Below are 24,984 nucleotides of genomic sequence, written 5' to 3'. Positions count from 1 at the left end.
AGCCTTGGAAACCCAGATTGGGGGGAAAGACAGGAAACCGTTCGGATCAGGCGACGTGGGCGCTGAAGGCCTCGTCCTCGCTATCCGGGCCGCCGGTAGAGAGATCGAGCGCGAAACCACGGGCACGGGCCTGCTGATCGGCAACGGTCAGGGAACGGGTGGAACGTGCTGGCACTGCAGCCTTGCGAGCCGGCGTGACTGCCGGGCGGGCGGCCATCGGCGGCGCCTTGCGGCGGACCGGCGTGTCGGTAACGCGGAAGTAGGCGATGGAGGCCTGAAGCTCCTCCGCCTGCGCGGCGAGTTCTTCGGACGTCGTCGAAATCTGCTCGGACGCGCCGGCGTTCTGCTGCGTCACCTGATCGAGCTGCTGGATCGCCTCATTGATCTGCGATGCGCCGATGTCCTGTTCACGGCAGGCGACGCTGATTTCGGAGACCAGTTCGGCGGTGCGGCGAATATCCGGCACCAGTTTGGAGAGCATCTCGCCCGCTTCGGCAGCGGCATGCACGGTTTCGGTGGAGACGGCGCTGATCTCGGCAGAGGCCTGCTGGCTGCGCTCGGCAAGCTTGCGCACTTCGGAGGCGACCACCGCGAAACCGCGCCCATGCTCGCCAGCGCGCGCGGCTTCCACCGCCGCGTTCAGGGCGAGGAGGTCGGTCTGGCGGGCGATTTCCTGCACGATGCCGATCTTCTCGGCAATCGTGCGCATCGCCACCACCGCGCGCTCCACGGCAACGCCGCTCGATTCCGCGTCCTTGGAAGACTGGCGCGCGATCTTTTCGGTCTGCGCCGCATTGTCGGCGTTCTGTTTGATGTTGGCAGCCATCTCTTCCATCGAGGCGGAGGCCTGCTCCGCCGCCGCTGCCTGCTCGGTCGCGCCTTGCGAGACCTGTTCGGAATTGGCCGAAAGCTCCTGGCTACCGGTGGACACGTTCTCCGCCGCAACACCGGCATCGCCCACCACGCCGCGCAGGCGTTCGATCATCGTATTCACATGGCCCAGCAGATCGCCGATCTCGTCATTCGAGCGGATTTCTACCGTGCGCGTCAGGTCGCCATCGGCCACTTGCCGCATCGCATCACCGGCGGTCTTCAACCCGCGCGCGATCAGCAGCGCCAGATAGGCGGCAGCGGCGGCAGTGATCAGGAAGGCCGCCACGCCCATGGCGATCATCAGCGAGCGGGCGGAATCGTAAGTGACTTCGGTATCGTCGTCGGCCTTGGCCATGGTCTGCTGTTCGACCTGCACCAGTGCTTCCACGGTCTTGGTAACCGCCTGCGCGCGATCGCGGGATTCGCCCAGCGTCAGGGCAACTGCGGCGGACTTGTCGGTCTCGCTGAGATCGGCAACACGGGCGTTCACCGGCTTGAAGGCGGTCCACTGTTCGCGCAATTGCGACCACGATGCCTTGGAAGCATCCGAAGCATTGGCATTGCCCTGCTCCACCGTCTGTTCCACCCGGTCGCGCCAGGTTGCGATCTGGGTTTCCAGGTCGCGGCGCTGCCCGGGATCGTTGCTGAGCGTCAGGTTCTTTTCCGCCCGCACCATCATGCTGACGCCGCCGTCGATCGCGCGGGCGCGGTCCAGCTGCTTGGCCGGGCCGGTGACGAGATTGCCGATGGCGTCGTTCAGCGTGGTCAGGCGGGAAATACCCACCACGATCGTGGCGGTCATGATGATCAGGAGGAGGACGAAAGTGCCCCCCAGCTTCAGCTTGATGGTCGCGCGCATGATGCCCCCCGGCTCAGTGGAGTGTGGATGGCTGGGCGGCGGCGCTTTCCGCGCTGCCGACCAGGGAACGGAATATCGCGGCCAGATCGGGCAGGACGACGACGCCGTCCTGCCGGCGAACCAGTTCGCGAACGAAATCGCGGCGCCAGCGCATGCCGACGGCGGGCGGTTCCTCGCTGGCGGTGCGCTGCAGCGTCGCCACTTCGTGAACCTTGTCGGTGCGGATGCCGATCTGGAATGTTTCGCCGTCAGCATCCGTCTCGATCACCACGATGCGGCTGTCGACGGTCGCTTCGGCTGCGGGCATGGCGAAGGCCAGCCGCAGATCGGCAATCGGGATGATCTTGCCGCGAAAGTTGACCACGCTGCCCAGCAGCGGGGCCGCGCCAGGCACGCGGGTTTCGGGCAACAGGTCCAGAATCTCGCGGACCAAGGTGGCCTCCAGCGCGAAAGTCTCCTCGCCCAGATTGAAGGTCAGCACTTCGAGATTGCCGGCGGCATCCCACTGCGTGGCGGTCGGTTGTTCGCTCATGGGCTTATCCGGCGGCGCGAAGCCGCTCCTCCTGGTTCTGGCCGAGCATGACGAGCTGGGCGACATCGAGGATCAGCGCGACGCCGCCGTCGCCCAGGATCGTGGCGCCGGCAAAGGTCGCCACGTCGCGGTGGAGCGGGGACATCGACTTGATGACCGTCTGGTGGCTGCCGATGATCTGGTCCACCACCAGCCCCACGCGTTCATTGCCGGTGGCGATGACGACGATCTTCTGGTGCGGATCGGGCCGCGTGCCGGTGTCGAAAATCTCGCGCAGGCGCAGGAACGGCACCAGCCGGTCGCGCAGCGTGATGAAGCTGCGGCCGCGCGAACGCAGGTCTTCCTCAAGGCTGAGTTCGAGGCATTCCTCCACCGCGCCCAGCGGGATCACATAGCGCCCCTCACCCACGCGCACGAGCAGCCCGTCGATGATCGCCAGGGTCAGCGGGATGCGCAGCACCACGGTGGAGCCCTCTCCGGGCGCCGAAGTGATGTCGATCTGGCCGCGCAGGCTTTCGATCGTGCGCTTCACCACATCCATGCCGACGCCGCGGCCGGACAAGTTGGTGACTTGCGCCGCCGTGGAGAAGCCAGGGTGGAAGATCATCTGCAGCAGATCGTGATCGGAAACCTGCTGGCCGGGCTGGATCAGCCCCTGCGATTCCGCCTTGGCGCGCACGCGGGCGCGGTCGATCCCCCGGCCGTCGTCGCGGATGGTGATGAGCACTTCGCCGCCGGCCTGATGCGCGGAAAGGTGAACCTGCCCGGCGGCCGGCTTGCCGGCGGCAAGGCGGTCTTCGGGCGTTTCCAGCCCGTGATCGCAGGCATTGCGGATCAGGTGGACCATCGGATCGGCCAGACGCTCGATCATGGTCTTGTCGACTTCGGTGGTCTCCCCCTCGGTCGAAAGTTCGATGGTCTTGCCGGTTTCGCGGGCGAGATCGTGGACGAGGCGGCGGAAGCGGCTGAACAGGCTGGCGACGGGCACCATGCGCAAGACCATCATGGTATCGCGCAGTTCGCCGGCCAAACGCTCGATCTCTTCCGAGATGGAGCGCAGCGCCAGTTCGCTGCCGACGGCCGAGCCGTGACCGCTGGCGAGCTGCGAAAGCCGGCTCTGGACGATCACCAATTCGCCCACGCGGTCCATCAACTCGTCCAGCCGCTCGGCCGGAACGCGGACGCTTTCGCCGGCATTGGCGGCCGATTTCGCACCCGACGGGGCGGGCGTCCGGCTAGCGGGCGTGTCCTGCGCGGCGGCAGGGACTTCTGCGACGGGTGCGACCTCTACAACCACTTCGGCGGGCGCATCGGACGCCTCTGCCTCAAGCGGCTCGATGGTCAGTTCCATGTCGTCCATCACGAAGATGAAGACATCGTCGATATCGTCGCGCGCGATATCGCCGCGCAGTTCGACGTCCCAGCCGATGTGGCATTCGGTCGGCACCAGATCGGCGAGTTGCGGAATGGCATCGGTGCGCGCGGCGATCCGGCATTCGCCCAGATCGCGCAGCTCGTCGAGCAACATCAAGGGGTTGGTGCCATTGGCCATGGCGTCGGCGGGAAGACGGAAGAACAACCGCCAGCCCTGCGCGGAGACAGCCGGAGCAGCGGCGACGGCAGCGGGCGTAGCGACGGTATCGGGCGCGCTGCCCCCTGCTGCATCGATCGCCGCCTGAAGCTGTTCGAGGATTTCTGCGCCAGTGGCTTCGAGCCCGGTGCCGCCGCCCTCGATCAGCGCGCGCATATGGTCCCGCGCGGAAAGGATCACCGCCACCAGTTCCTGCGTCGCCGGGGCCAGCCCCTTGCGCACGCGGTCGAACGCGGTTTCGCAGTGGTGGGTGAAATTCGCCAGCGCGTCGAAGCCGAACATCGCGCCGGATCCCTTGAGCGTGTGCAGCCCCCGGAAAACCTCGTCGATCAAGCCGCGGTCGTCCAGCCGGTGGCCAAGGTCGAGCAGCCCGTGCTCGATCTGGTCCAGCAGTTCGCCCGCCTCGACGCGGAACGCCGCGACCGGATCCTGCGTGCTCACCGGCCCAGCACCTTGCGCGAAACCTTGATCAGCTGTTCGGGCACGAAGGGCTTCACCAGCCAGCCGGTGGCGCCGGCCGCCTTGGCCTGCTGCTTCATCGCATCATCGCTTTCGGTGGTGAGGAAGATGATCGGCACGCCCGCCTGTTCCGGCGCCTTGCGCAGTTCGCGGATCATCGTCAGCCCGTCCATATTGGGCATGTTGAGGTCGGTGATGATCAGATCGAACCGCTTCGCGCCCGCTGCGGCAAGGCCCTCCACGCCGTCTCCGGCTTCGGTAACGTCGTAACCCGCGCCGGTCAGCGCGATGCGGATCGCCATGCGCAGGCTGGGGGAATCGTCGACGGTGAGGATAGAGGCAGTCATTGCGGCAGTTCTCCGTGGAACCAGAATTCGATGTCCGAGGGGGTAAGGTCCGTCAGGAAGCCCGCGCGTTCCAACAGGGCGGCAACGGCACCGCCGGCGGGCTGCGTCAGGCGCAAATCCCGCCCCGCACGCGCCCATTGGTCGCGCGCAGCGTAAACGATCTCCACAAATGCAAGATCGACTTCACTTAGTGCAGACAAATCAAGATCAGTGTCTTGCTGCGCATCGTACCCGGCAAGAATTGCCTGCTTGAATACGTGTGCAGAGCGCACGGTTATGGAATTTGGAACAGCTATGACTTGACGCATCGCTTCCTCTGGATTGTGGCCGTGAGTGCGACGGGGTCGGCGCGGGGGGATGGCCTATCCAGATTCTAGAGGAATACCGGCCGATACGGATGCCGGGGCGCGTTTTTTTCGAAGTTTTGCTGAACGCGTACGGAATGTGTGCAGCCGAAATGGCGCCGCCCGCGTCGTTGCGGGCAGCGTCAGATCATAGTCGGAAACGGCAGATTTTCAAACGTTTGCAGGCTTTGCGCGGGTCTTCGACAGCCTTGGCGGGGCCACCGGCGACCGGCGCTCAGGCCGCCTGCGCGCAGTTCGCCAGATCGAAGGCGGAGGATGCCGGATAGGCTTTATGCGGCGCGAACAGCGCGGCGATGGCATCGAACTGGTCCCGCGAATAGCCGGCAAGGCGGAAGCGGTAGAACTGCTCGGCCGGGAAATCGCTTCCGCGCAGCAGCACCGCCGTCACCCGCAGCACTTCCAACTTATCGTTGGCAAGGCAGTAATTGTAAGGCTTTCCAAAGACAAAGGCGCGCCAGCCGCGCGTGCGCTTCTTGTCGAACGCGATCGATCCCACCGGATCGCGCGCCGCCAGCGCCAGGATGCTGCGTTCCTGCCCACTGAAAAGATCGGTGAACAGATCGGTCACGTCGCGGGCATCGGCTCTGAACGAGGCTGTGAACTGCTTCTCCATCGCGTGTTTCTGCACTTTTCCATTGTCGCTGCTGGCGCGGCATGTACCGGCGATTGCGATCCGCAATAAGCCCCGCGCAGCGCCACAGATTGTTGCCGCGTGGGAGACAATGAGCCTTCGGACCAATCCTCCATGCCTTGCGACGCCCTTCCCGGCCGGGCGAAGCACCGTTACTTCTGTTCACATCCGCCGCCAGACTTTCTCGTTCGGATCGGCTTGCGCAAAGCGCTAAGTTCGCGGCCATTTCGCAAAGGACCCGCCAATGCCGCAGAGTACCCGCCGCCTTCATCCCGCATGGATCGTGGTTGCCGTCACCTTCTTCGCGCTGCTGGCTTCGGCCGGGCTGCGGTCCGCCCCCGGCGTGATGATGATGCCGCTGGAACTGCATTTCGGCTGGGACCGCGCGACGATCTCCGCCGGCGCGGCGCTGGGTATCCTGCTCTACGGGCTGGTCGGCCCCTTCGCGGCGGCGCTGATGATGAGCGTGGGGATCAAGCGCACGATGCTCGCCGGACTGGCGCTGATGGCGGCGGCGACTTTCGCCAGCCGCTGGATGACCGCCCCCTGGCACTATGTGCTGAGCTGGGGCGTGCTGTCCGGCATCGGTTCCGGCGCGGTAGCCTCGGTATTGGGCGCGGCAGTGGTCAACCGCTGGTTCGCGACGCGGCAGGGGCTGGTGATGGGTCTGCTGAGCGCCAGCACCGCTACCGGATCGCTGATCTTCCTGCCGGTGCTGGCGTGGCTGTCGCAAGGCGGCGCGTGGCAGCCGGTGGCGCTGGCGGTCAGCCTGCTCTGCGCCGCGCTGATCCCGCTGGTGTTCTTCTTCGTGCCCGAGCGTCCCGAACAGCGCGGCACCCGCCGCTTCGGCGAAAGCGCGGATACGGCCCCAGCCCCGCCGATGAAGCAGGCCGCGACCCCGTGGCTCGCCATAGAGGCGCTGATGCGCGCCGCACGCCAGCCGATGTTCTGGCTGCTGGCCGGCAGCTTCATGGTCTGCGGCCTCACCACCAACGGCCTTGTCGGCACGCACATGATCGCGTTCTGCGGGGACCATGGCATCGCCCCGGTCGCGGCCGCCGGTCTGCTGTCGATGATGGGCTTCTTCGACCTGTTCGGCACGACCGCATCGGGCTGGCTGAGCGACCGCTACGACCCGCGCCGCCTGCTAGCGGTCTACTACGGCTTTCGCGGACTTTCGCTGGTGGCGCTGCCGTTCATCGATTTCGGCGCGGTGAGCCTGACTGTCTTCGCGGTGTTCTACGGGCTGGACTGGATCGCCACGGTGCCGCCGACGGTAAAGCTCGCCAATTCCACCTTCGGAGAGCGCGATGGGCCGATCGTGTTCGGCTGGATCTTCGTGGCGCACCAGATCGGCGCATCCATCGCCGCTTTCGGTGCCGGTGTGATCCGGGAAACCTTGGGGACTTACACCCCCGCGTTCATGATCGCCGGGGCCTTCGGCGTCATCGCCGCCTTCGTGTTCCTGGGCGGGTACGGCAGGGCGCGTTCGCAGCCCTGCCCCACTCCTGCCTGATTACGTTACTTCCAAGCCAAACCGAGCGACTTCTGGATGGAAACGTAGTCGCCGGTCAGCGCCGCGCGGGCCTGGACCAGGTTCTGGTCCGCCGTGTTCAGATCGTTCCGCGCATTCAGCAGCGCGATCTTCGTCACGGTGCCGGACTGATAGCGCTGCGCCGTCAGGCTTTCCGCCAGCGCCGCCTTCTCCCGCGTGCGGGCCAGCGCCGCCACGGTGACGCGGCGTTCGCGGAAGCGGGCCAGCGAATCCTCGGCATCGCGCAGCGCCGAAAGCACGGTGCCGCGATACTTCGCCTCCGCCTCGTCCCGCACGGCTTCGGCCTGGTGGACCTTGGCCTTGGTGCGCCCGAAGTCGAGGAAGTTCCAGCTGAGCTGCGGCGCCGCGATCGAGGTGAAATCGTCCAACTTGCCCAGATCGCTGATCTTGGTGCCGCCGATGCCGATCAGGCCCATGAACGAGAGGCGGGGGAAGCGCGCCGCCTCCGACTGGCCGATCTTCGCGGTATCGGCCGCCAGTGTGCGCTCGGCCTGCCGGATATCGGGGCGATGCGCGATCAGCTGCGCGGGATCGCCCACCGGCACCGCAGCGGGCGGCAAGGGAAGCTCGCCCGCCGGGGCAAGGCTTGCATCGAGCGCGCCCGGCGCCTGCCCGGTCAGCACCGCCAGCGCATTCATATAGGCATCGCGCTCGGCCGCCAGCGGCGCGATCTGTGCGCGGGTGGAGGCCAGTTTGCCCTCGATCTGCGCCACGTCCATCGCCGTGGCCGTGCCGCTCTGGAAGCGCTGGCGGGTCAGCGCCAGCACGTCTTCCTGCAGCGCGATCGACTGTTCGCCCAGCACGATCCGCTGCTGGCGGTCACGGAGGTTCAGGTAGTTCTGGGCTACGCTGGCGGAAAGGCTGACCTGCACGTCCGAAAGGCTGGCCTGCGCGCCTTCCATCGTCGCGCGCGCCGCCTCTACCGCGCGGCGCTGGCCGCCGAACAGGTCGATTTCCCAACTGGCGTTGACGCCCACGTTGTAGAGGTTGAGGTCGGTACCGCTGCTGCCGCCGCTGCTCTCGCTGTCGGACCCGCCGGAGCTATCCGAACTGCTGTCGCTCTGGCCGAAAGCGACGCCGGGCACATGGGCGTGGGCATAGAGCGCCGATGCGCTGGCCTTGGGGGCCAGATTGGCGCGCTCCTCACCCAGAGAAGCCTGCGCCTGCCGCAGCCGGGCCTCGCCGGCCTTCACGTCGGTATTCTCGGCCAGGGCCTTGGCGATCAGGTCATCCAGCAGCGGATCGCCCAGCGGCTTCCACCAGTCGGCGACCGGCGGCGCCGTGGTGACGCTGCCCGCGTCGGCGCGCACGAAGGCGGGGTTGGCGTCAGAGGCCAGCTTGGGCGGGCCCGCGTAGTTCGGGCCGACGGTGCAACCGGCAAGAGCAGCGCCGGCCAGCAGCGGAAGGAGAAGATAGGAACGCATGGTTATCCTCAATGTGCGGCCGCCAGCGGCGCATTCTTCGGCAGCGGGCGCAGGAACAGCGTAAGCGGGATGACGAAGAGGATGCCCACCGACATCATCCAGAACATGTCCGCATAAGTCATCGTCAGCGCCTGAATCTGGATCGTGCCCTCAAGCGAGCGCAGCACCCCGGCGCCTTGGGCGGATACGTAGTCCTGCACCGCGACGGAATTGGCATTCAGCGTTTCTTCCAGCCGGCGCGCGTGCAGCCACAGGCGCTGATCCTGAATGACCGCGATCCCTGCCAGCGCGAACGATCCGCCCAGGTTGCGCGCCGCGTTGTAGAGGCCGGAAGCGTCGCCCGCCTCCTCCTTCGGCACCGAACGGATCGCCGCCTGATTCAGGAACATCATGCAGAACACCGTGCCCATGCCGCGCAGAAGCTGGCTGTCCACGAAGTCCTTGCCGTCCGAAAGCGGGGTAATGTCGGTTTCCAGCCAGGCGCTGAGCGCCAGAACGGAAAGCCCGAAGCAGACCGACAGGCGAATGTCGACATTGCGGATCAGCCAGGGCGTGATCGGCATCATCAGCATGACCGGGATGCCCGACAGCATCACCACCTGCCCCGATTGCAGCGAGTTGTAGCCGGCGATCTGGGAGAGGAACTGCGGGATCACGTAAGACGTGCCGTAGATCACCATGCCCACCACGGTGACCATGGCGACCACGCTGCCGAACTGCCGGTCCAGCAGCAGCTTCAGCTTGATCACCGGCTTCTTCGAGACGACCTGCCCCAGCCCGAGCAGAACCAGCCCCAGAACCGAAACCGCCGTCAGCATGATGATGAGGTGGGAGGAGAACCACTGTTCGCGCTCCCCCTCTTCCAGCACCACGGTCAGCCCGCCAAGGCCGAGTGCAAGGCCCAGAATGCCCAGCCAGTCCGCCTCACGGATCAGGCCAAGGTTCGCCTTCTGGTGCGGGATCGCCACCAGCAGCAGCGTTGCAAGTGCGATGCCCACCGGCAGGTTCAGGAAGAAAGCATAGTGCCAGCTGACATTCTCGGTCAGCCAGCCGCCCAGCACCGGGCCCACGACAGGGCCCAGCAGCGCGGTCGCGCCGAACAGCGCATTGCCGATCGGCTGCTGCGCGCGGGGCAATCGCGTCGCCACGATGGTCATCGCCGTCGGGATCAGCGCGCCGCCGGTAAAGCCCTGCCCGATGCGGCCGACGATCATCATCGGCAGCGTCGTGGAAAGGCCGCACATGATCGAAAACAGCGTGAACAGCGCCGATGCCACCAGCAGCAGCGTGCGCAGGCCCAGCAACCGTTCCAGCCAGCCGGACAGCGGGATGATGACGATTTCCGCCACCAGATAGGCGGTCGCGATCCAGGTGCCTTCAGTGCCGCTGGCGCCGATTTCACCCTGAATCGTGGGCAGCGAACTGTTGACGATGGAGACGTCCAGCGTGGCCATCAGCGCGCCCAGCGTGCCGGCGGCCACGGCCAGCCATGCCGCCGCGTCGGCGGGCTTTTCGGCTGCCGGTGGCGGTGCCGGGGGAGCCCCGACAGTGGCGGTGGATCCGCTCACGGTCTGGCTCACTTGCCGTCCGTCCGGCGGGCCTTCTCTTGCTTGGCGATGGCCTGCTGCGAACCCTTTTCGCCGATGGTGTCGACCGTGACGGTCACCGAAAGGCCCGGCACCAGCACGCGGCGCGCTTCGGCACCGGCATCGATGGCGATGCGCACGGGAACGCGCTGGACGATCTTGGTGAAGTTGCCGGTGGCGTTCTGCGGCGGCAGCAGCGAGAACTGCGAACCGGTGCCCGGCGACACGCTTTCCACGTGCCCGCGGATCTTGGTGCCGTTCAGCGCGTCAACCTCGATGGTCGCGGGCTGGCCGGGGCGCATCAGGCCGATCTGCGTTTCCTTGAAGTTGGCGGTGACGTAGAGCTTGGACAGCGGCACCACCGACATCAGGCGGGTGCCGGCCTGCACGAACTGGCCGGCGCGCACGGTGCGATCGCCGATGCGGCCGTCGACGCTGGCAGTCAGCACCGTCGAACCGACATTGACGTGGGCGGAGGCAAGCTGCGCGCGGGCAGCCTCGCCCTGCGCCTGCGCCTGCTGGACTTGCGCATTCAGCGCGGCGATGCGGCGCTGGGCGGAAGTCAGCGCGGCGCGCTGGGCATCGGCGGTGGCGCGGGCCTTGGCGGCCTGATTGCGCAAGGTGGCCAGATGTTCCTTGGTTTCGGCGCCGCTGGCGGCCAACGGGGCGTAACGCGCGGCCTCACGCTCGGCATAGCGGGCGTCTTCCTCGGCCGAGGCAAGCTGTGCCTGCGCCTGTGCGATGGCCGCTTCCTGCTCGCCGATACCGGCGCGCACGTTCTCGGCATTGGCCTTCGCCACGTCGATCTGCGCCTGATACTGGGCGGCCTGCGCGTTATAGTCGCGCGGGTCGATCTTCACGAGCGGCTGGCCGGCCTTCACGTCCTGGTTGTCACCCACCAGCACGGCGTCGACATAGCCGGAAATTCGGGGCGAAACGGTGACGGCATCGGCCTGGATGAAGGCGTCGTTGGTGTCTTCCAGATACTGCCCGCGCGTTACGTAATGCAGTACCCAGGCGCCCAGGCCGATGGCCACCACGGCGGCGCCAACGAACAGCGCGCGGCGCACGCCGGGACGCTTGAGCGCGGAAGGACGCTCTGCCGCTTCACCACCCACCGGCTGGCCATCCGAATCGATTCCGTCGTTTGCCATCAATCGCTTCCGCTTCTCATGCGCTTGTTGCTGCATTGCAGCCCCGAGGTCTTGCTGCGTTGCAGCTCATAGGTCCTGCTGCATCGCAGCAGTGATGGATGCGCCCTTGCACTGCTCCGCAGCATATGGCAATGGCATTTCATATGGTCCCACAATATTTCTTGCCGTGAGTATTCGCCTCCAATCCATGGAGCAGTTGCGCGATCTGCATCTGCGTATGCACCGGCTGTTCAATGACCGGATGCGCGCGCAGGGTGCATCGCTGGCGCAATTGAAATTGCTGCTGGCCATAAAGCGCGGCGGATCGGTGCGTTCCACGGACATTTGCGAGGTGCTGGGGCAGGCGCCGCGTACCGTGACGGAGGCGATCGACGCGCTGGAGCGCGACGGCCTGGCCGTGCGTAGCCCGGATCCGAACGATCGACGGGCCAAGCGGATCAGCCTGACGGAAGCGGGCGAGGCGGTGATCCGTGAGGTCGAACCTCACAAGGAAGCCTTCATCGCGCAGTTCTTTGAGGTATTGGGCGATGAGCAACAGTCCGCATTCCTGCGGACTCTCGAAGTGCTTAACGACCGATTGGTCGAAATGGGCGCCCCGCGCAGCCTTGGCGAACCCGCCGCGCCGGGGGATGATTCAGGTCAGCAATAGTATCGTCATCAGCGCAAAAGTGCCGCTGCATGCTACCGCAGCGCACAATGTGCGGAATTCGCATACGCAAAACACGGATTCCATTCTTTCCATGCCCGCTCTCCTCTAAATCCACTCTTTGGTGGTTGCAGCGAAGATACCATGTAATCGGGCCCTGCCATAGCGATCCGTCGGGCTTTTCCATCGCCGGGGCGAAGGAAGACTTGCCTGTGAAAGAACAAGTCTTGCCTGCGTAAGAAAAGAACGGGGCGTTAAACCATGCGCAGCAGGTGCAGTAGGCCAAGACTGATCGCGCCCAATCCGGCCAGCGAAAGCACCACTGCGGCCGTCACGCGCCCACCCGCTTGCGCCACGGTGCGCACATCCACACCAAGCCCCAGCGCGGCCATCGATACGACCGTGAGAACGGTGGCAACCTGACCGATGGGGGCAAGTGCTGCCTGCGGCACAAGGCCGAGCGTACGACACAGCATCAGGGCCAGGAAGCCGAGGATGAACCACGGCACCAGATGGCCCAGCCCCGGGCGCCCCATCTCCGAACGGCCCATCCCCGAACGGCAAAGCGTTTCCCCGTCGGCTGCATCGGGCCGCGGCGCCGTCAGCGACAGCACGAGGCACACGGGGCCCAACATCAGCACACGCACCAGCTTGACCAGCGTTCCCGTTTGCACGGCGGCCGGCCCCATCGGCGCGGCGGCGGCGATCACTTGCGGCACGGCGTAGACGGTCAGCCCGGCAAAAGCGCCGTAGGCATGGCCGCCCAAGCCCAATGCCACACCCGCCAGCGGCAGGCCCAGCACCACCACCACGCCCAGCACGGCCGTGAAGGCGATGGAGGCAGCCACGTCGTCACTCTCCGCGCCGATCACCGGGGCGACGGCGGCAATCGCGGAATTGCCGCAGATCGCATTGCCGGAGGCCACCAGCAGCGCCATGCGCAGCGGCAGGCCCAGCAATCGGCCCACCACGAACCCCAGCACGAGTGCCGCCGCGACGACGCCGGCGATGCCCACAAGCATTCCCGGCCCCGCCGCCAACAATGTCGCCCCGCTGACCGAGGCGCCCAGAAGCACGACGGCTATTTCAAGCAAATATTTGGAACTAAATGATATTCCATGATTGAACCGCGCATTTGGCACCCACAGGCTGCGCAGCGCCGTGCCGATCAGGATCGCCAGCACCAGACTTTCCAACCACGCCCGACCCGCCAAGGCCCGCTCCCCCGCTTCCAACGCATAGCCAACGGCAGCCACGGCACAGCATAAGAGCACGCCCGGCATGACCGATCGCAGGTTTTCCCGGGGAAACGCGGCATGGTCTGAATGAAGGATTCCTGCGGAGTTCATGGGGAAATTCCTTTCTCCCAACCGGCCTACGCCTCAATATTCAATCACTCCAATGCATCATTTTTATCATTTCGATCAACAATTCAGATCAATCGTGCTACAGGCCCTACCATGACCCTTGAGCAGTTGCGCATCTTCGTGGCCGTGGCCGAGCGCGAGCATGTGACCGCCGCTGCGCGCGCGCTGCACGTCACCCAGTCGGCCGCCTCCGCCGCCATCGCCGCGCTGGAAGAGCGCCACGCGGTCAAGCTGTTCGACCGTGTCGGCCGGGGCGTCGTACTGACCGAGGCGGGGCGGCTGTTCCTGATCGAGGCACGCGGCGTTCTGGCCCGCGCCGCCGCCGCAGAAACCGTGCTGGACGAACTGAGCGGGCTCCGCCGGGGCCGCCTGCGCCTTGTCGCCAGCCAGACCATCGCCGCTTACTGGCTGCCGCCAATCCTGGCGGAATTTCAGGCACGTCATCCGGCGCTGCGCGTCGAACTCTCCATCGGCAACACCGATCAGGCCGCGACCCGCGTGCGCGAGGGCGAGGCGGACCTTGGCATCGTCGAAGGGCGGATCGACGATGCCGTGCTGGCCCAATGGCCGGTGGGCGAAGACCGGCTGGTGCTGGTCTCCGCGACGCCATTCGCAGCGGGCGAGGCAGCGGACGAGATCGACGCCCGATGGCTGCGCCGCGCCCGCTGGATCATGCGGGAGCCCGGATCGGGCACGCGGTCCAGCCTCGATGCCTATCTACGCGAGCGCGGCGTGGATCCCGCCGCGCTCGACGTGGCGCTGGTGCTGCCGTCGAACGAAAGCGTACGCACGGCGGTGGAGGCCGGTGCCGGTGTGGCCGTGCTCTCTTCTCTGGTGGTGGCGCCGGCCATCGCTGCCGGCACGCTGCACGCCGCGCCGCTGGAGTTCGGCCCGCGCGCGTTTCACGGGTTGCGCCACCGCGAACGCTATCGCAGCCGCGCCGCCGATGCGCTGCTACAAGTCATCGCCGCATCACGCCCGCCGCTGAAGGAAACGCCCTGAACGCTTGCCAGACGCGGAGCGCGCCGCCACGGTTCGGCCGATGATCGAAACCGACCGCCTGTTGCTGCGCCCGCCCGTCCTTGCCGATTTCGAAGCCTCCGCAGCGATGTTTGCCGATGCGGCGGTCACCGCGCATATCGGCGGCGTGCCGCTGGAGCGAGAAGTGGCCTGGACCCGCTTCCTGCGCGATGCCGGGCACTGGAGCCTCTATCCCTTCGGCCTGTTCACGATCGTCGAGAAAGCCTCCGGCGCCTATGTCGGCAAGATCGGCTATGCCCATTTCCAGCGCGATCTGGGGCCGCTTTCTCAAGCCGCCGTCGAAATGTCATGGACTTTGGCATCGGGCTTCCACGGCCGGGGCTATGCCTCCGAGGCCGGCCGTGCGGCGCAGGCATGGTTCGATGCGGCGCATGGCCTGACGACCGCCTGCCTGATCGCCCCCGCCAATCTCCCCTCGCTGCGGCTGGCGGAACGGCTGGGCTATCGCGAAATGGATCGTTTCGTGCCCCAGGGCCGCGATCCGGCGCGCGAAATCGTCGTGCTGGTGCGCGATTGCGGCGCCGGCTGACGACCGCGGACGATTGCCGGTTGCCGTGCGGGACGGAAACGCCCACAGCAGCACGCGACAGCGACCGGCGCACGTGCCGGCAAGCCCGATACACCGGCGCAGCCGAAACGGGCACCGAATTTCGACGAGGAATACAATGGCAAGAGACGGTGCGGAAACCGGCCCGGAAACCGATGCGGCAACCGGCGCGGGAGGCGGCGCGGAAAGCGGCGTGAAAACCGGCGCGATCGATCGCATCCAGGTGAACCTGCTGGCGCGCGGCGAACGCCGCCTGCTCAACTGGCTCTGCGCGCGGATGCCGAACTGGGTCATGCCGGATATGCTCACCGCCGTGGGCATGGTGGGCGCGCTGATGGTCTTCGCCGGCTATATCGCCAGCAATCTGGGCGACAACTGGCTGTGGATTTCCATCGCCGGCTATTTCGTTCAGTGGTTCGGGGATTCGATGGACGGCAGCCTTGCCCGCTTCCGCCGCACGGAGCGCCCGCGCTATGGCTATTTCCTCGATCACAGTTGCGATGGGCTGGCGACGACGCTGGTGGTCGTCGGCATCGGGCTCAGCCGCTATGTCCTGCTGGAAGTCGCGCTGATCGCACTGGTGGGATACCTGCTGCTGTCGATCCACGCCTTCCTCGCCGTGCGCGTGCTGGGCGAGATGAAGCTGTCCTACGCCTATGCCGGGCCGACGGAGCTGCGCTTCATGCTGATCGGCCTGACCCTGGCGATGATCGCGGCGGGATCGCAGCCGGTGCTGTTCGGCGTGCTCACCTGGTTCGACGTGTTCGTCGGCTCCATCGGCCTACTGCTGATCGTGTTCTTCGTGCTGCAGACCTTGCGCACCGCGCGCCGGCTGGCGGTGGACGAACCCGCCATTCGCATGCCGCGCTGAGCGGCCGTTTGAAAATTCGCGAAATGCGAATTTTGCGGCACCGGCCCTCTCCCCCACCCTACCACCCGCAGGATACTACCGATGGGTGGTAGGCCCCCTCAGCGAAAAGGTCCCCCGGACCTTTTCGTGTTCTTCGGAACGGGAGAGGGCCGGTGCCGCCTCAAAAATGCCCCTGCGGGCATTTTTCAAACGGACTCCCAGCGGCACCAAACGCGAAAACCTGAAAAAATTTGCCGGGCCATGTCACACTGGCCGGGCCCCACTCGTCATGACCGCATCGAACCCAAGAAAGGACGATGCGATGACTCCCCGTGCCGATATCTACTCCGTCTCCCCCGCGCTGTTCAAAGCCTGGTATGCGTTCTCCATGCAGGTGGGCGAATGCGGGCTGGAAAAGCCGCTGCTAGAACTCGTGAAGATCCGCGCCTCGCAGATCAACGGCTGCGCCAACTGCCTGAACATGCACACCGCCGAAGCACGCGCCGCCGGTGAGAGCGAACAGCGCATCCACCTGCTTGCCGCATGGCACGAAGCACCGTGCTATACCGACCGGGAGCGCGCCGCGCTTGCCTGGACCGATCATCTGACCGAAGTTGCCACCAAGCGCGCGCCCGACGCCGTCTACGAGGCGCTGGATGCCCAGTTCGACAAGGAGGAGCAGTTGAAGCTGACCCTGATGATCAACGTGATCAACGGCTGGAACCGGCTGGCCGTGGGCTTCAACCTCTATGCCCCGGAACTGGGCTGGAAGTGACCGGGAACGCCGCCCCCCAGCCGGCCGCAATTTTCGACGCGCAGCGGCCCGGCCTGCTGCGCGTCGCCTACCGGATGCTGGGATCGATGGCCGACGCAGAGGACATCCTGCAGGAAGCCTATATCCGCTGGGCGGCGGCGGACCGGGCGGCGGTGGAAGTGCCCGCCGCCTATTTGCGCCGCGTGGTCACGCGGCTTTGCCTCGATCAGTTGAAATCCGCCCGCGTCCGGCGAGAAACCTATACCGGCCCCTGGCTGCCGGAGCCGGTGGTGGAAGAGGATCCGGTGGAGGACGTTACCCTGCCGCTGCTGCTGGCGCTGGAGCGGCTTTCCCCCCTCGAACGCGCGGCCTTTCTGCTCCACGACGTGTTCGGCGAGAGCTTCGACGATATCGCCGCCTCTATCGGCCGCGACGCCGCCGCCTGCCGCCAACTTGCCAGCCGCGCCCGCGCCAATGTGCGGATGGAACGCCCGCGCTACACCGTGGATCGTGCGCACGGCATGGCGATTGCCGATGCCTTCTTTCAGGCATCCCGCGGTGAGGGTCTGGCCAATCTGGGCACTCTGCTGGCGCAGGACGTGCGCTTCCATTCCGACGGCGGCGGCAAGCGCCCCGCCGTCGCGCGCGTGCTGGAAGGCGCGGGCGAAGTCGTCCGCGCCCATCTGGCGCTGGAGAAACTGCGCCGCGCGCCCTCCACGCTGGTGCGCTATGGCTTCGTCAACGGCTTGCCCGGCTTCGTCACGCGCGAGCCGGACGGCATCCTGCAGACCACCGCGCTGCTGATCGAGGACGGGCTGATCCGCGCCATTTACGTCACCCGCAATCCCGACAAGCTGCGCCACTTGGAAGAGGCGCTGCATTGATGGCTGAAAATCCGCCGGAGGCGGATTTTGCGGCACCAGCCCACTCCCCCACCCGACCTCCCACTAGTGTATCCTTGATGGGAGGTCGGGTGGGGGAGTGGGCTGGTGCCGCATCGAAAATGCCTCTTCCGGCATTTTCGCAAAGACACCCTCCCCCCACGCTTGGCCGTGCAAGCTGTTCGATTGGCCGATAAAGGAAAGCTTGTGCTTGACCTCCCTTTCTCAACTTAATAGGTTGAGTTTATCCCGCAGGATATCGGAGACCGACCGATTCCTGCTGTTCCAGGGGTTTCGGTCCGCGGCTTTTGACAGGGATGCAGCTTGCTCCGCGATACCAACGGCTAAAGCGCGCGATGCTCGGGCGACCACGCCAAGCCTCGTGTTCCCCTCTCGAAACGATGAGGTGATACGATGCCGAAGACCCCCACACCCACAAGCTGACGCCCGAAGGGGCAGAGCGACACGCCACTGGCCATGATCCCGCGCGGATAGCTTCGCGCACCGGATAGCTGCGCCCGAAAAGCGCCGTCGCCCGCAATCAGCCACCCCACCGCCGGCACTTTGTGCGCGGCGAAGGGGCCGCCGCGCCCGTCAGGGCCGATCCGGGCACTTTTCGCGTGTCCGGCAAGGACGGCGCGCGTCCCGAACCGACCGAACAAACCAAATCGCCGTCCGCAGTTTGTCGTCACGCCTGCGGGACGGATCATCAGGGAAAAGAATTCGATGTTTCGCAGTCTTGCAATCGCCGCCAGCCCCCGCACGAGCACGCTGGCCCTTGCTGCCGCACTTGTCGGGCCCGCGCTCTTCGCCGCACCTGCCGCCGCCCTTGCAGCGGATACCGCAGAGGCCCCCGCTGAACCGGCCGCTGATCCAGCCGCAGATGCCGGCGCAGACGGCGGCACCCCGATCATCGTCACCGCATCGCGCCGCCGCGACGAGAACGTGCAGGACGTGCCTGTCGCGATCTCCGTCGTCACTGCAGAGGCGCTGGAGCGCCGGGGCGACTACACGATCGGATCGATCCAGCAGCAGATTCCCAGCCTGCAGGTCATCACCTTCAACCCGCGCAACACCAACATCAACATCCGCGGCCTTGGCTCCAACGTCTCGCTGACCAATGACGGGCTGGAGAACGGCGTCGGTTTCTATATCGACAACGTCTACTACGGCCGCGTCGGCCTGGCGCAGTTCGATCTTGTCGACCTGCAGGGCATCGAAGTGCTGCGCGGCCCGCAGGGCACGCTGTTCGGCAAGAACACCACGTCCGGCGTGATCAACGTCACCTCGCGCAAGCCGACGTTCGATCCGGAACTCTCGGCCGAGGCCAGCATCGGCAATTACGGCTATTATCAGGTTCGCGCCTCCGCCTCTGGCGGGCTGGTGAAAGACCTGCTGGCGGTGCGCCTGTCCGGCGCGATCAGCGAGAACGACGGGTTCCTCTGGAACAAGACCACCAATTCGCGCGCCCAGAACTATTCCAACAAGAGCATCCGCGGCCAGCTGCTGTTCACGCCCGATCCGGATTTCGAAGTCCGCATCATCGGCGATTATGCCAAGCAGAAGCAGGATTACGTCCTCAACGTCTTCGCCGACCTGCATACCACCTATGCGGACGGGACGACGATCGCCGGCAACTTCGCCCAGCGCGCCGCACGGTTCGCCAATTACACCTTGCCCAGCTTCAACGCGTTCGACCGAGTGGGCGAGGCGGACAGCCACTACCAGTCGAACATGGCCGGCTACGGTGTTTCCGGTCAGGTCGACTGGAAGCTGGGCGGCGCGACGCTGACCTCGATCACCGCCTATCGCTGGTGGGACTGGGATCCGGCCAACGACGGCGACAGCACCTCGCTGCCCGTGGTCGTCAAGGCCCAGCAGGCCAACCGCCAGCGCCAGTTCAGCCAGGAACTGCGTCTCGCGTCCAAGGACAACGGCGTGTTCGACTATGTGGTGGGCGCCTATTACTTCTGGCAGACCGTGCGCGGATATGGCGCCACCGGCTATGGATCGGCCGCACCGCTGTGGTTCCTGGGCGCGAACAGTGCGGTGAACGCCGCCGCGCTCAGCGGATACGAGGTCAATTCCTATTCGGAGCCGCAGACCAAGACCGTGGCCGGCTTCGGCCAGGCGGACTGGCACATCACGCCTTCGCTGACGCTGACCGGCGGCCTGCGCTTCACGCATGAGGAGAAGAAGGGCGTCTACCAGCAGTGGGTGGCGCAGGCGGCGGATATTTCCGGCTTCACCACCGCCCAGCAGGCCCAGATCCAGGCAATCCGCGCCAGCTTCAACAAAGTGGTGCCGCTCTACGAAACCAGCTTCACCGACAACAGCCTTTCCGGCCTGATCTCGCTGAACTGGAAAGTGGCGCAGGACGTCATGGTCTATGGCAGCTATTCGCGCGGCAACAAGTCGGGCGGGCTCAACCTGACGCAGCTTCCCTCCAGCGTGACCGACGCAACGGTGAAGCCGGAGAAGGTCGATGCCTTCGAAGTGGGTGTGAAGTCCCAGTTCCTCGACCGCCGCGCCACCTTCAACGCCGCCGGGTTCTGGACCGAGATCAGCGATTACCAGACCGCGATCACCGATCTGGACCCGTCGAACCCGCTGGTCAGCCGCCAGTACATCGCCAATATCCCCAAGGTCCGCTCGCGCGGGTTCGAGGGCGATCTGACGGTTGCGGCCACCGACTACCTCTCGTTCAACGCCTCCGCCACCTACACCGATGCCAGCTACGTCAGCTACAAGAACGCCCCGCAGGCCTTCGAGCGGCTGGACCTTGGTGCCATTCAGGACCTTTCCGGCGAACGCCTGCCCGGCGTGCCGAAATGGGCATGGACGCTGGGCGCGGACTTCAACCATGGGCTGACCAACCTCGGCGGCAAGGACGTCTCGATCTACGCCCACGCGGACTACGCCTACCGCTCCAACTACAACACCTCGGCCTCGAACTCGGCCTGGGCGCAAGTGCCCGGCTACGGCCTGGCCAACGGGCGCATCGGTTTCCGCACCGACGATGGCATCTGGGACTTCTCGATCTGGGCCAAGAACCTGTTCGACAAGAACTATTTCGTCGCGCTGGGCGCCGCGAACACCGGCGTCGTCACCGCGCAGCTGGGTGAACCGCGCACCTTTGGCGCCACCCTGCGCACCAAGCTCTGAAGCCAGAGAGAGGAAGCCCCCGCCATGTATTACCAGTCCTTCGCCCGGCGCCGAACTCGATCCCTGTCCTCGGGCAAGATGGATGCATGGCGGCTGTTCCGCTTCACCGCGCTGGCCGTTCCCATCTATGCCGCCGCACAGCCGGTGATCGCCTTCGTTCCCGCCATCATGGCGCGGGACTACGGCATCCCGCTGGCGGGGCTGGGGCTGGTCTACCTGATCGGGCAGATCGTCAATTCGCTGCTCGATCCGGTGATCGGCGCGCTCAGCGATCGCACGCGCAGCCGCTTCGGCCGGCGGCGGCCGTGGATCGCGGGCGGCGGCCTGCTGTTCATCGCCGGCGCCGCCATGCTGTTCTTCCCGCCGGCCGGCATCGGCCTTGGCTGGGTGAGCGTGGGCGTGTTGCTCTATTACAGCGGCGCTTCCGCCGCGCAGACCGCGCTGCTGGCATGGTCCGGAGAGATCAGCGGCAATTACAACGAGCGGACGCGCATCGCCTCGCAATTCACGCTGCTGTCCTCCAGCGCGTTGGTGCTGGCGCTGCTGCTGCCGGCCCTCGCCGATCAGGTCCGCCCCGATGACGGCCCGCTGCGCCTGACGCTGTTCGGCGTGCTGGTGCTGGTGACGGCGGTGCCCGGCCTGCTGCTGACGCTGACCGCCGTGCCCGAAAACCCCGCCCCGGAAGCGCCCGAACGCTTTGCGCTGGGCAAGACGCTGAAGGCGGTCTTCGGCAATGCCCTGCTGCTGCGCGTGCTGGCCGCCGATGCCGCCGTCACTGCCGGGCAGGGCGTGCGCACCGCGCTGCTGCTGTTCATCGTCACCATCTATTTCGGTCGGCCGGAATGGGCCGCCAGCTTCTTCCTGCTGCAATATTCGTTCGGCGTGCTGGCCGGCCCGATCTGGCGGCGCATCGGCCTGAAGCTGGGCAAGGGCCGCGCCGCCGTGCTGGCCGAACTGACGCAGGCCGCGATCAACTTCAGCCTGATCTTCCTGACGCCGGACCGGTTCGGCCTGATGATGGTGCTCGCCATCGCGCAGGGCCTGTCGCAGGGTTCCGGCAACCTGATGCTGCGTTCGATGGTGGCCGACGTGGCCGACCTGCACCGCGCCGAAACCGGCGAGGATCGCGTTGGCCTCTACTACTCGGTGTTCAGCGTATCGATGAAAGTGGGCAGCGCGCTGGCACTGGGCATCGCCCTGCCGCTGGTCTCCGCCTTCGGCTTCGATCCCAAGGCGGCGACCAATACGCCGGCGGCGCTGAACGCCCTGCTGCTGGTCTTCGCGCTGGGCCCGGCTCTGGCCCACACGCTGGCCGCCGCACTGGTCGCCCGCTTCCCGCTGGACGCATCGCACCACGCCGAAATCCGCCGCCAGATCCAGGCGCGCGAGGATGTCTACGCCGCGGTGCTCGTGCCCGCCGAATGAATTCCTGAATGCCCCAAATCCACGACGAAGGAGTAAATGCCATGACCTCGATTGCCACTTACGCCAATGCCAAGGACCCGAACTCCCCGCTCGACATCGCGCCGATCACCGGCACCATCGGCGCCGAAATCCGCGGCGTCACGCTCTCGGGCGATCTCGATGGCGAGACCGTGCAGCACATCAAGGACGCCCTCGTCCGCCACAAGGTCGTGTTCTTCCGCGGCCAGCATGAACTGACCGACGATCGCCACGAAGGCTTCGCCTCGCTGTTCGGCGCGCCGGTCGCCCACCCGACGGTGCCGGTGGCCGAAGGATCGCGCTACCTGCTCGAACTCGACAGCAAGGAAGGCTACGCCGCCTCCAGCTGGCATACCGACGTGACCTTCACCGATGCCTATCCCGCCGGATCGATCCTGCGCGCGATCACCATTCCCGAAGCGGGCGGCGATACCGTCTGGGCCAACACCGAAACCGCCTACGAGGGCCTGCCGGAAAGCCTGCGCCAACTGGTCAACAATCTCTGGGCGGTCCACTCGAACGACTACGACTATGCGCAAGTCCTCGCCAACGCGCCCAAGGCGGACGAAGTCGCGCAGGAACGCGTGAAGTACCACAAGAACATCTTCGCCTCGACCGTGTACGAAACCGAGCATCCGCTCGTCCGCGTCCACCCCGTCTCCGGCCAGCGCAGCCTGCTGCTGGGCCATTTCGTGAAGCGCATCGTCGGGCTGAACCAGGCGGATTCCGCGCGGCTGTTCGCGATCCTGCAGGATCACATCACCCGCCCCGAAAACGTCGTGCGCTGGCGCTGGCAGGCCGGAGACGTGGCGTTCTGGGACAACCAGGCCACCCAGCACCGCGCCGTCGCCGATTTCGGCCTGCAGCGCCGCACCCTGCGCCGCGCAACGATCGCGGGCGAAGTGCCCGTCGCCATCGACGGCCGCAACAGCCGCACCACGCGCAAGGAAAAGGCGACCTCTTACGAACCGGCCTGATCCCTCAACCCTGTAGGGCCGTTCACTTTCCCGCGCCGCGCTACCCAGCCGCGGCGCGGGACTTTTTTGCCAGTTTCCGGTCAGTTTCCTCCGGTTTCCAAGGACCACTCGATGCCCGCTAAACGTCTCTCACGCCTTTTCCTTGGCGCCACCGCTCTCAGTGCGGCGCTGCTTGTCTCCACCGTCACCCCCGCCGCCGCCCAAAGCGCACCGGCATCGGCTCCCGTACCGGCGGCAAAAGGCCCCAACTTCCTCGTCATCGTCGCCGACGATCTCGGCTGGTCGGACCTTGGCGCCTTCGGCGGAGAGATCGCCACGCCCAACCTTGACCGGCTGGCGCTGAACGGGCTGCGCCTCACCGGATTCCACACCGCGCCCACCTGCTCGCCCACGCGCTCGATGCTGCTCTCGGGCACCGACAACCACCTTGCCGGGCTTGGCAGCATGGCCGAACTGATGGCCGCCAACCAGAAGGACAAGGAAGGCTACGAGGGCTATCTGCGCCCCGAAGTCGCCTCGCTGGCAGAGCGTTTCGCCGCCGGCGGCTATCGCACGCTGATGTCCGGCAAGTGGCATCTGGGCCTGAAGCCGGAGCAGGACCCGCACGCGCGCGGCTTCCAGTACAGTTTCGCGCTGCTGCAGGGCGGCGCCAATCACTTCGGGCTGGACCAGTCAGCCGATCCCACCAAGGGCGCGACCTATACGCGGGACGGCGCGGTGCTGCCTTGGCTGCCCGCCGGTTTCTATTCGTCAGACGCCTATGCCAGCAACCTGATCGACGAGCTGCAACGCAGCCGCAAGGATACGCCGGGCAAGCCGTTCTTCGCTTATCTCACCTTCACCGCGCCGCACTGGCCGATCCAGGCGCCGGACGAGGACGTGGCGCGCCAGCGCGGCCGTTACGACGCCGGTTTCGAGGCGATCCGCGCCGCGCGGCTGGCCCGGCAGGAGCAGCTTGGCCTTGTCGCCAAGGGCACCGTCGCCCACACGCCCCGCGCGCCGCGCGGCGGCTGGGACGGGCTTTCGGTGGCCGACAAGCGTGAGGCCGCGCGCGACATGGAAATCTACGCCGCGATGGTCGCGCGCATGGACGCCAATGTCGGCAAAGTGATCGACGAACTGCGTGCCAGCGGCGAACTGGACAACACCGTCATCGTGTTCCTGGCCGACAACGGCGCCGAGGCGCTGGACGCCAAGACCACCGGCGCCAAGATGCTCGCACGCTACACGACGACGGCCAACAACGCCTTCGACAATCTGGGCAAGGGCACCAGCTACGCCACTTATGGCCCCGAATGGGCGCAGGCGGGCACGGCACCTTCGTGGTTGACCAAGGCCTATGCCTCCGAAGGCGGCACACGCACCACCGCCTTCATCAGCTGGAAAGGCCTTGCCCATCCCAAGAGCGTGGGCGGCGCCTATGTCAGCGTGGCCGATATCGCGCCCACCCTGCTGGACTATGCCGGCATCCCCAGCGGCGGCACCAGCTTCCAGGGCCGCATCGTGCTGCCGATCACCGGCAAGAGCGCCAGACCCTGGCTGGACGGCAAGGCCGCCCTTGTCCACGCCGCCGACGAACCGCTGGGCACCGAACTGTTCGGCAGCCGCGCGCTGCGCAAGGGGGACTGGAAGATCACCGATATCGGTGACGGCCAGTGGCGCCTGTTCGCGATTGCCAAGGACCCCGGCGAAACGCAGGACCTCTCGGACAAGTATCCGGACAAGCTGCGCGAATTGTCCGCAGACTGGGATGCCTATGCCAAGGCGAACCATGTGATCTTGCCCGATCAGGCGCCTTACCGGCCCTGACCCGGCGCATCCGGGGGCGGCCAAGGCTGCCTCCGGATCACGCCTGCGGCAAGTTTTCCGCCACCGGGTCGTAATTTTCGTGCGGGGGTGGATTGCGCAAGGCGGGCCCTGTGTCTTAGCCACCGCGC

General features: G+C 66.2%; 21 protein-coding genes. 11 read left to right on the top strand and 10 right to left on the bottom strand.

All coding sequences use genetic code 11. The features are described 5' to 3' along the window. Positions 1 to 46: 46 nt before the first annotated feature. The 6 genes from ACZ1JV_RS02055 to ACZ1JV_RS02030 form a co-directional block, all read right to left on the bottom strand. Positions 47 to 1,732, bottom strand: coding sequence for a methyl-accepting chemotaxis protein (locus ACZ1JV_RS02055; protein WP_465149406.1), 1,686 nt, complete (start codon positions 1,730 to 1,732; stop codon positions 47 to 49). Positions 1,733 to 1,745: 13 nt separating this feature from the next. Continuing rightward, entirely contained in the window at positions 1,746 to 2,264 is a 519-nt protein-coding gene (locus ACZ1JV_RS02050) for a chemotaxis protein CheW (protein ID WP_465149405.1), read from the bottom strand. A gap of 4 nt (positions 2,265 to 2,268) precedes the next feature. Then, the gene (locus ACZ1JV_RS02045) at positions 2,269 to 4,296 is read right to left on the bottom strand and encodes a chemotaxis protein CheA (RefSeq protein WP_465149404.1); all 2,028 of its coding nucleotides are present in this window, start codon (positions 4,294 to 4,296) and stop codon (positions 2,269 to 2,271) included. After that, complete coding sequence (locus tag ACZ1JV_RS02040; protein ID WP_086492540.1) at positions 4,293 to 4,661, bottom strand: response regulator; 369 nt, start codon at positions 4,659 to 4,661, stop codon at positions 4,293 to 4,295. The genes ACZ1JV_RS02045 and ACZ1JV_RS02040 overlap by 4 nt, the downstream gene beginning before the upstream one ends. Next, a complete protein-coding gene (locus ACZ1JV_RS02035) occupies positions 4,658 to 4,969 on the bottom strand; it encodes an STAS domain-containing protein (protein WP_465138777.1) in 312 nt (103 codons plus the stop codon). Before ACZ1JV_RS02035 ends, ACZ1JV_RS02040 begins: the two co-directional genes overlap by 4 nt. A 271-nt stretch (positions 4,970 to 5,240) precedes the next feature. Beyond that, complete coding sequence (locus tag ACZ1JV_RS02030; RefSeq protein ID WP_465149403.1) at positions 5,241 to 5,639, bottom strand: hypothetical protein; 399 nt, start codon at positions 5,637 to 5,639, stop codon at positions 5,241 to 5,243. Between the two features lie 262 nt (positions 5,640 to 5,901). Between ACZ1JV_RS02030 and ACZ1JV_RS02025 the strand changes: the two genes are divergently transcribed. Further along, positions 5,902 to 7,173, top strand: a complete 1,272-nt coding sequence (locus ACZ1JV_RS02025; protein ID WP_465149402.1) for an MFS transporter — start codon at positions 5,902 to 5,904, stop codon at positions 7,171 to 7,173. A 5-nt stretch (positions 7,174 to 7,178) separates the two neighbouring features. On the opposite strand, the gene ACZ1JV_RS02020 is transcribed toward ACZ1JV_RS02025, so the two are convergent. Genes ACZ1JV_RS02020 through ACZ1JV_RS02010 form a run of 3 tightly spaced genes read right to left on the bottom strand, consistent with a single transcriptional unit; the run spans position 7,179 to position 11,376 of the window. After that, entirely contained in the window at positions 7,179 to 8,636 is a 1,458-nt protein-coding gene (locus tag ACZ1JV_RS02020; RefSeq protein WP_465149401.1) for an efflux transporter outer membrane subunit, read from the bottom strand. Positions 8,637 to 8,644: 8 nt separating this feature from the next. After that, positions 8,645 to 10,216: an MDR family MFS transporter gene (locus tag ACZ1JV_RS02015; RefSeq protein WP_465149400.1), complete on the bottom strand. Its 1,572-nt coding sequence runs from the start codon at positions 10,214 to 10,216 to the stop codon at positions 8,645 to 8,647. Further along, positions 10,213 to 11,376, bottom strand: a complete 1,164-nt coding sequence (locus tag ACZ1JV_RS02010; protein WP_465149399.1) for an HlyD family secretion protein — start codon at positions 11,374 to 11,376, stop codon at positions 10,213 to 10,215. Before ACZ1JV_RS02010 ends, ACZ1JV_RS02015 begins: the two co-directional genes overlap by 4 nt. A gap of 187 nt (positions 11,377 to 11,563) precedes the next feature. Between ACZ1JV_RS02010 and ACZ1JV_RS02005 the strand changes: the two genes are divergently transcribed. Continuing rightward, positions 11,564 to 12,025, top strand: a complete 462-nt coding sequence (locus ACZ1JV_RS02005; RefSeq protein WP_465149398.1) for a MarR family winged helix-turn-helix transcriptional regulator — start codon at positions 11,564 to 11,566, stop codon at positions 12,023 to 12,025. Between the two features lie 251 nt (positions 12,026 to 12,276). On the opposite strand, the gene ACZ1JV_RS02000 is transcribed toward ACZ1JV_RS02005, so the two are convergent. After that, positions 12,277 to 13,371, bottom strand: coding sequence for a YeiH family protein (locus ACZ1JV_RS02000; protein WP_465149397.1), 1,095 nt, complete (start codon positions 13,369 to 13,371; stop codon positions 12,277 to 12,279). Between the two features lie 111 nt (positions 13,372 to 13,482). Between ACZ1JV_RS02000 and ACZ1JV_RS01995 the strand changes: the two genes are divergently transcribed. From ACZ1JV_RS01995 to ACZ1JV_RS01955, 9 genes are all read left to right on the top strand, one after another. Continuing rightward, on the top strand, positions 13,483 to 14,391 hold the full coding sequence (locus ACZ1JV_RS01995) for a LysR substrate-binding domain-containing protein (protein ID WP_465149396.1): 909 nt from the start codon (positions 13,483 to 13,485) through the stop codon (positions 14,389 to 14,391). A gap of 4 nt (positions 14,392 to 14,395) precedes the next feature. Then, entirely contained in the window at positions 14,396 to 14,959 is a 564-nt protein-coding gene (locus ACZ1JV_RS01990; RefSeq protein ID WP_465149395.1) for a GNAT family N-acetyltransferase, read from the top strand. Between the two features lie 136 nt (positions 14,960 to 15,095). Further along, positions 15,096 to 15,848: a CDP-alcohol phosphatidyltransferase family protein gene (locus ACZ1JV_RS01985; protein WP_465149394.1), complete on the top strand. Its 753-nt coding sequence runs from the start codon at positions 15,096 to 15,098 to the stop codon at positions 15,846 to 15,848. A 301-nt stretch (positions 15,849 to 16,149) separates the two neighbouring features. Beyond that, positions 16,150 to 16,602: a carboxymuconolactone decarboxylase family protein gene (locus ACZ1JV_RS01980; RefSeq protein ID WP_465149393.1), complete on the top strand. Its 453-nt coding sequence runs from the start codon at positions 16,150 to 16,152 to the stop codon at positions 16,600 to 16,602. Continuing rightward, positions 16,599 to 17,465, top strand: coding sequence for a sigma-70 family RNA polymerase sigma factor (locus ACZ1JV_RS01975; RefSeq protein ID WP_465149392.1), 867 nt, complete (start codon positions 16,599 to 16,601; stop codon positions 17,463 to 17,465). The genes ACZ1JV_RS01980 and ACZ1JV_RS01975 overlap by 4 nt, the downstream gene beginning before the upstream one ends. A 723-nt stretch (positions 17,466 to 18,188) precedes the next feature. After that, a complete protein-coding gene (locus tag ACZ1JV_RS01970; protein ID WP_465149391.1) occupies positions 18,189 to 20,627 on the top strand; it encodes a TonB-dependent receptor in 2,439 nt (812 codons plus the stop codon). Between the two features lie 24 nt (positions 20,628 to 20,651). Continuing rightward, a complete protein-coding gene (locus ACZ1JV_RS01965; protein ID WP_465138790.1) occupies positions 20,652 to 22,052 on the top strand; it encodes an MFS transporter in 1,401 nt (466 codons plus the stop codon). Positions 22,053 to 22,093: 41 nt separating this feature from the next. After that, positions 22,094 to 23,047, top strand: coding sequence for a TauD/TfdA dioxygenase family protein (locus ACZ1JV_RS01960; protein ID WP_465149390.1), 954 nt, complete (start codon positions 22,094 to 22,096; stop codon positions 23,045 to 23,047). Positions 23,048 to 23,158: 111 nt separating this feature from the next. After that, positions 23,159 to 24,856 carry an arylsulfatase gene (locus ACZ1JV_RS01955; protein WP_465149389.1) on the top strand — a complete coding sequence of 566 codons (1,698 nt, stop codon included), beginning with the start codon at positions 23,159 to 23,161 and terminating at the stop codon, positions 24,854 to 24,856. Positions 24,857 to 24,984 lie beyond the last annotated feature (128 nt).

Source organism: Novosphingobium sp. BL-S-19, assembly GCF_055521675.1.
The sequence above is the reverse complement of the archived record's forward strand: the minus strand, read 5'-3'. Positions and strand labels throughout refer to the sequence as shown.

Coding starts and splice junctions, on each gene's coding strand:
- ACZ1JV_RS02055 (WP_465149406.1), bottom strand. CDS start 1,732: ATGCGCGCGACCATCAAGCTGAAGCTGGGGGGCACTTTCGTCCTCCTC.
- ACZ1JV_RS02050 (WP_465149405.1), bottom strand. CDS start 2,264: ATGAGCGAACAACCGACCGCCACGCAGTGGGATGCCGCCGGCAATCTC.
- ACZ1JV_RS02040 (WP_086492540.1), bottom strand. CDS start 4,661: ATGACTGCCTCTATCCTCACCGTCGACGATTCCCCCAGCCTGCGCATG.
- ACZ1JV_RS02035 (WP_465138777.1), bottom strand. CDS start 4,969: ATGCGTCAAGTCATAGCTGTTCCAAATTCCATAACCGTGCGCTCTGCA.
- ACZ1JV_RS02030 (WP_465149403.1), bottom strand. CDS start 5,639: ATGGAGAAGCAGTTCACAGCCTCGTTCAGAGCCGATGCCCGCGACGTG.
- ACZ1JV_RS02025 (WP_465149402.1), top strand. CDS start 5,902: ATGCCGCAGAGTACCCGCCGCCTTCATCCCGCATGGATCGTGGTTGCC.
- ACZ1JV_RS02020 (WP_465149401.1), bottom strand. CDS start 8,636: ATGCGTTCCTATCTTCTCCTTCCGCTGCTGGCCGGCGCTGCTCTTGCC.
- ACZ1JV_RS02010 (WP_465149399.1), bottom strand. CDS start 11,376: ATGGCAAACGACGGAATCGATTCGGATGGCCAGCCGGTGGGTGGTGAA.
- ACZ1JV_RS02005 (WP_465149398.1), top strand. CDS start 11,564: ATGGAGCAGTTGCGCGATCTGCATCTGCGTATGCACCGGCTGTTCAAT.
- ACZ1JV_RS02000 (WP_465149397.1), bottom strand. CDS start 13,371: ATGAACTCCGCAGGAATCCTTCATTCAGACCATGCCGCGTTTCCCCGG.
- ACZ1JV_RS01995 (WP_465149396.1), top strand. CDS start 13,483: ATGACCCTTGAGCAGTTGCGCATCTTCGTGGCCGTGGCCGAGCGCGAG.
- ACZ1JV_RS01985 (WP_465149394.1), top strand. CDS start 15,096: ATGGCAAGAGACGGTGCGGAAACCGGCCCGGAAACCGATGCGGCAACC.
- ACZ1JV_RS01980 (WP_465149393.1), top strand. CDS start 16,150: ATGACTCCCCGTGCCGATATCTACTCCGTCTCCCCCGCGCTGTTCAAA.
- ACZ1JV_RS01970 (WP_465149391.1), top strand. CDS start 18,189: ATGTTTCGCAGTCTTGCAATCGCCGCCAGCCCCCGCACGAGCACGCTG.
- ACZ1JV_RS01965 (WP_465138790.1), top strand. CDS start 20,652: ATGTATTACCAGTCCTTCGCCCGGCGCCGAACTCGATCCCTGTCCTCG.
- ACZ1JV_RS01960 (WP_465149390.1), top strand. CDS start 22,094: ATGACCTCGATTGCCACTTACGCCAATGCCAAGGACCCGAACTCCCCG.
- ACZ1JV_RS01955 (WP_465149389.1), top strand. CDS start 23,159: ATGCCCGCTAAACGTCTCTCACGCCTTTTCCTTGGCGCCACCGCTCTC.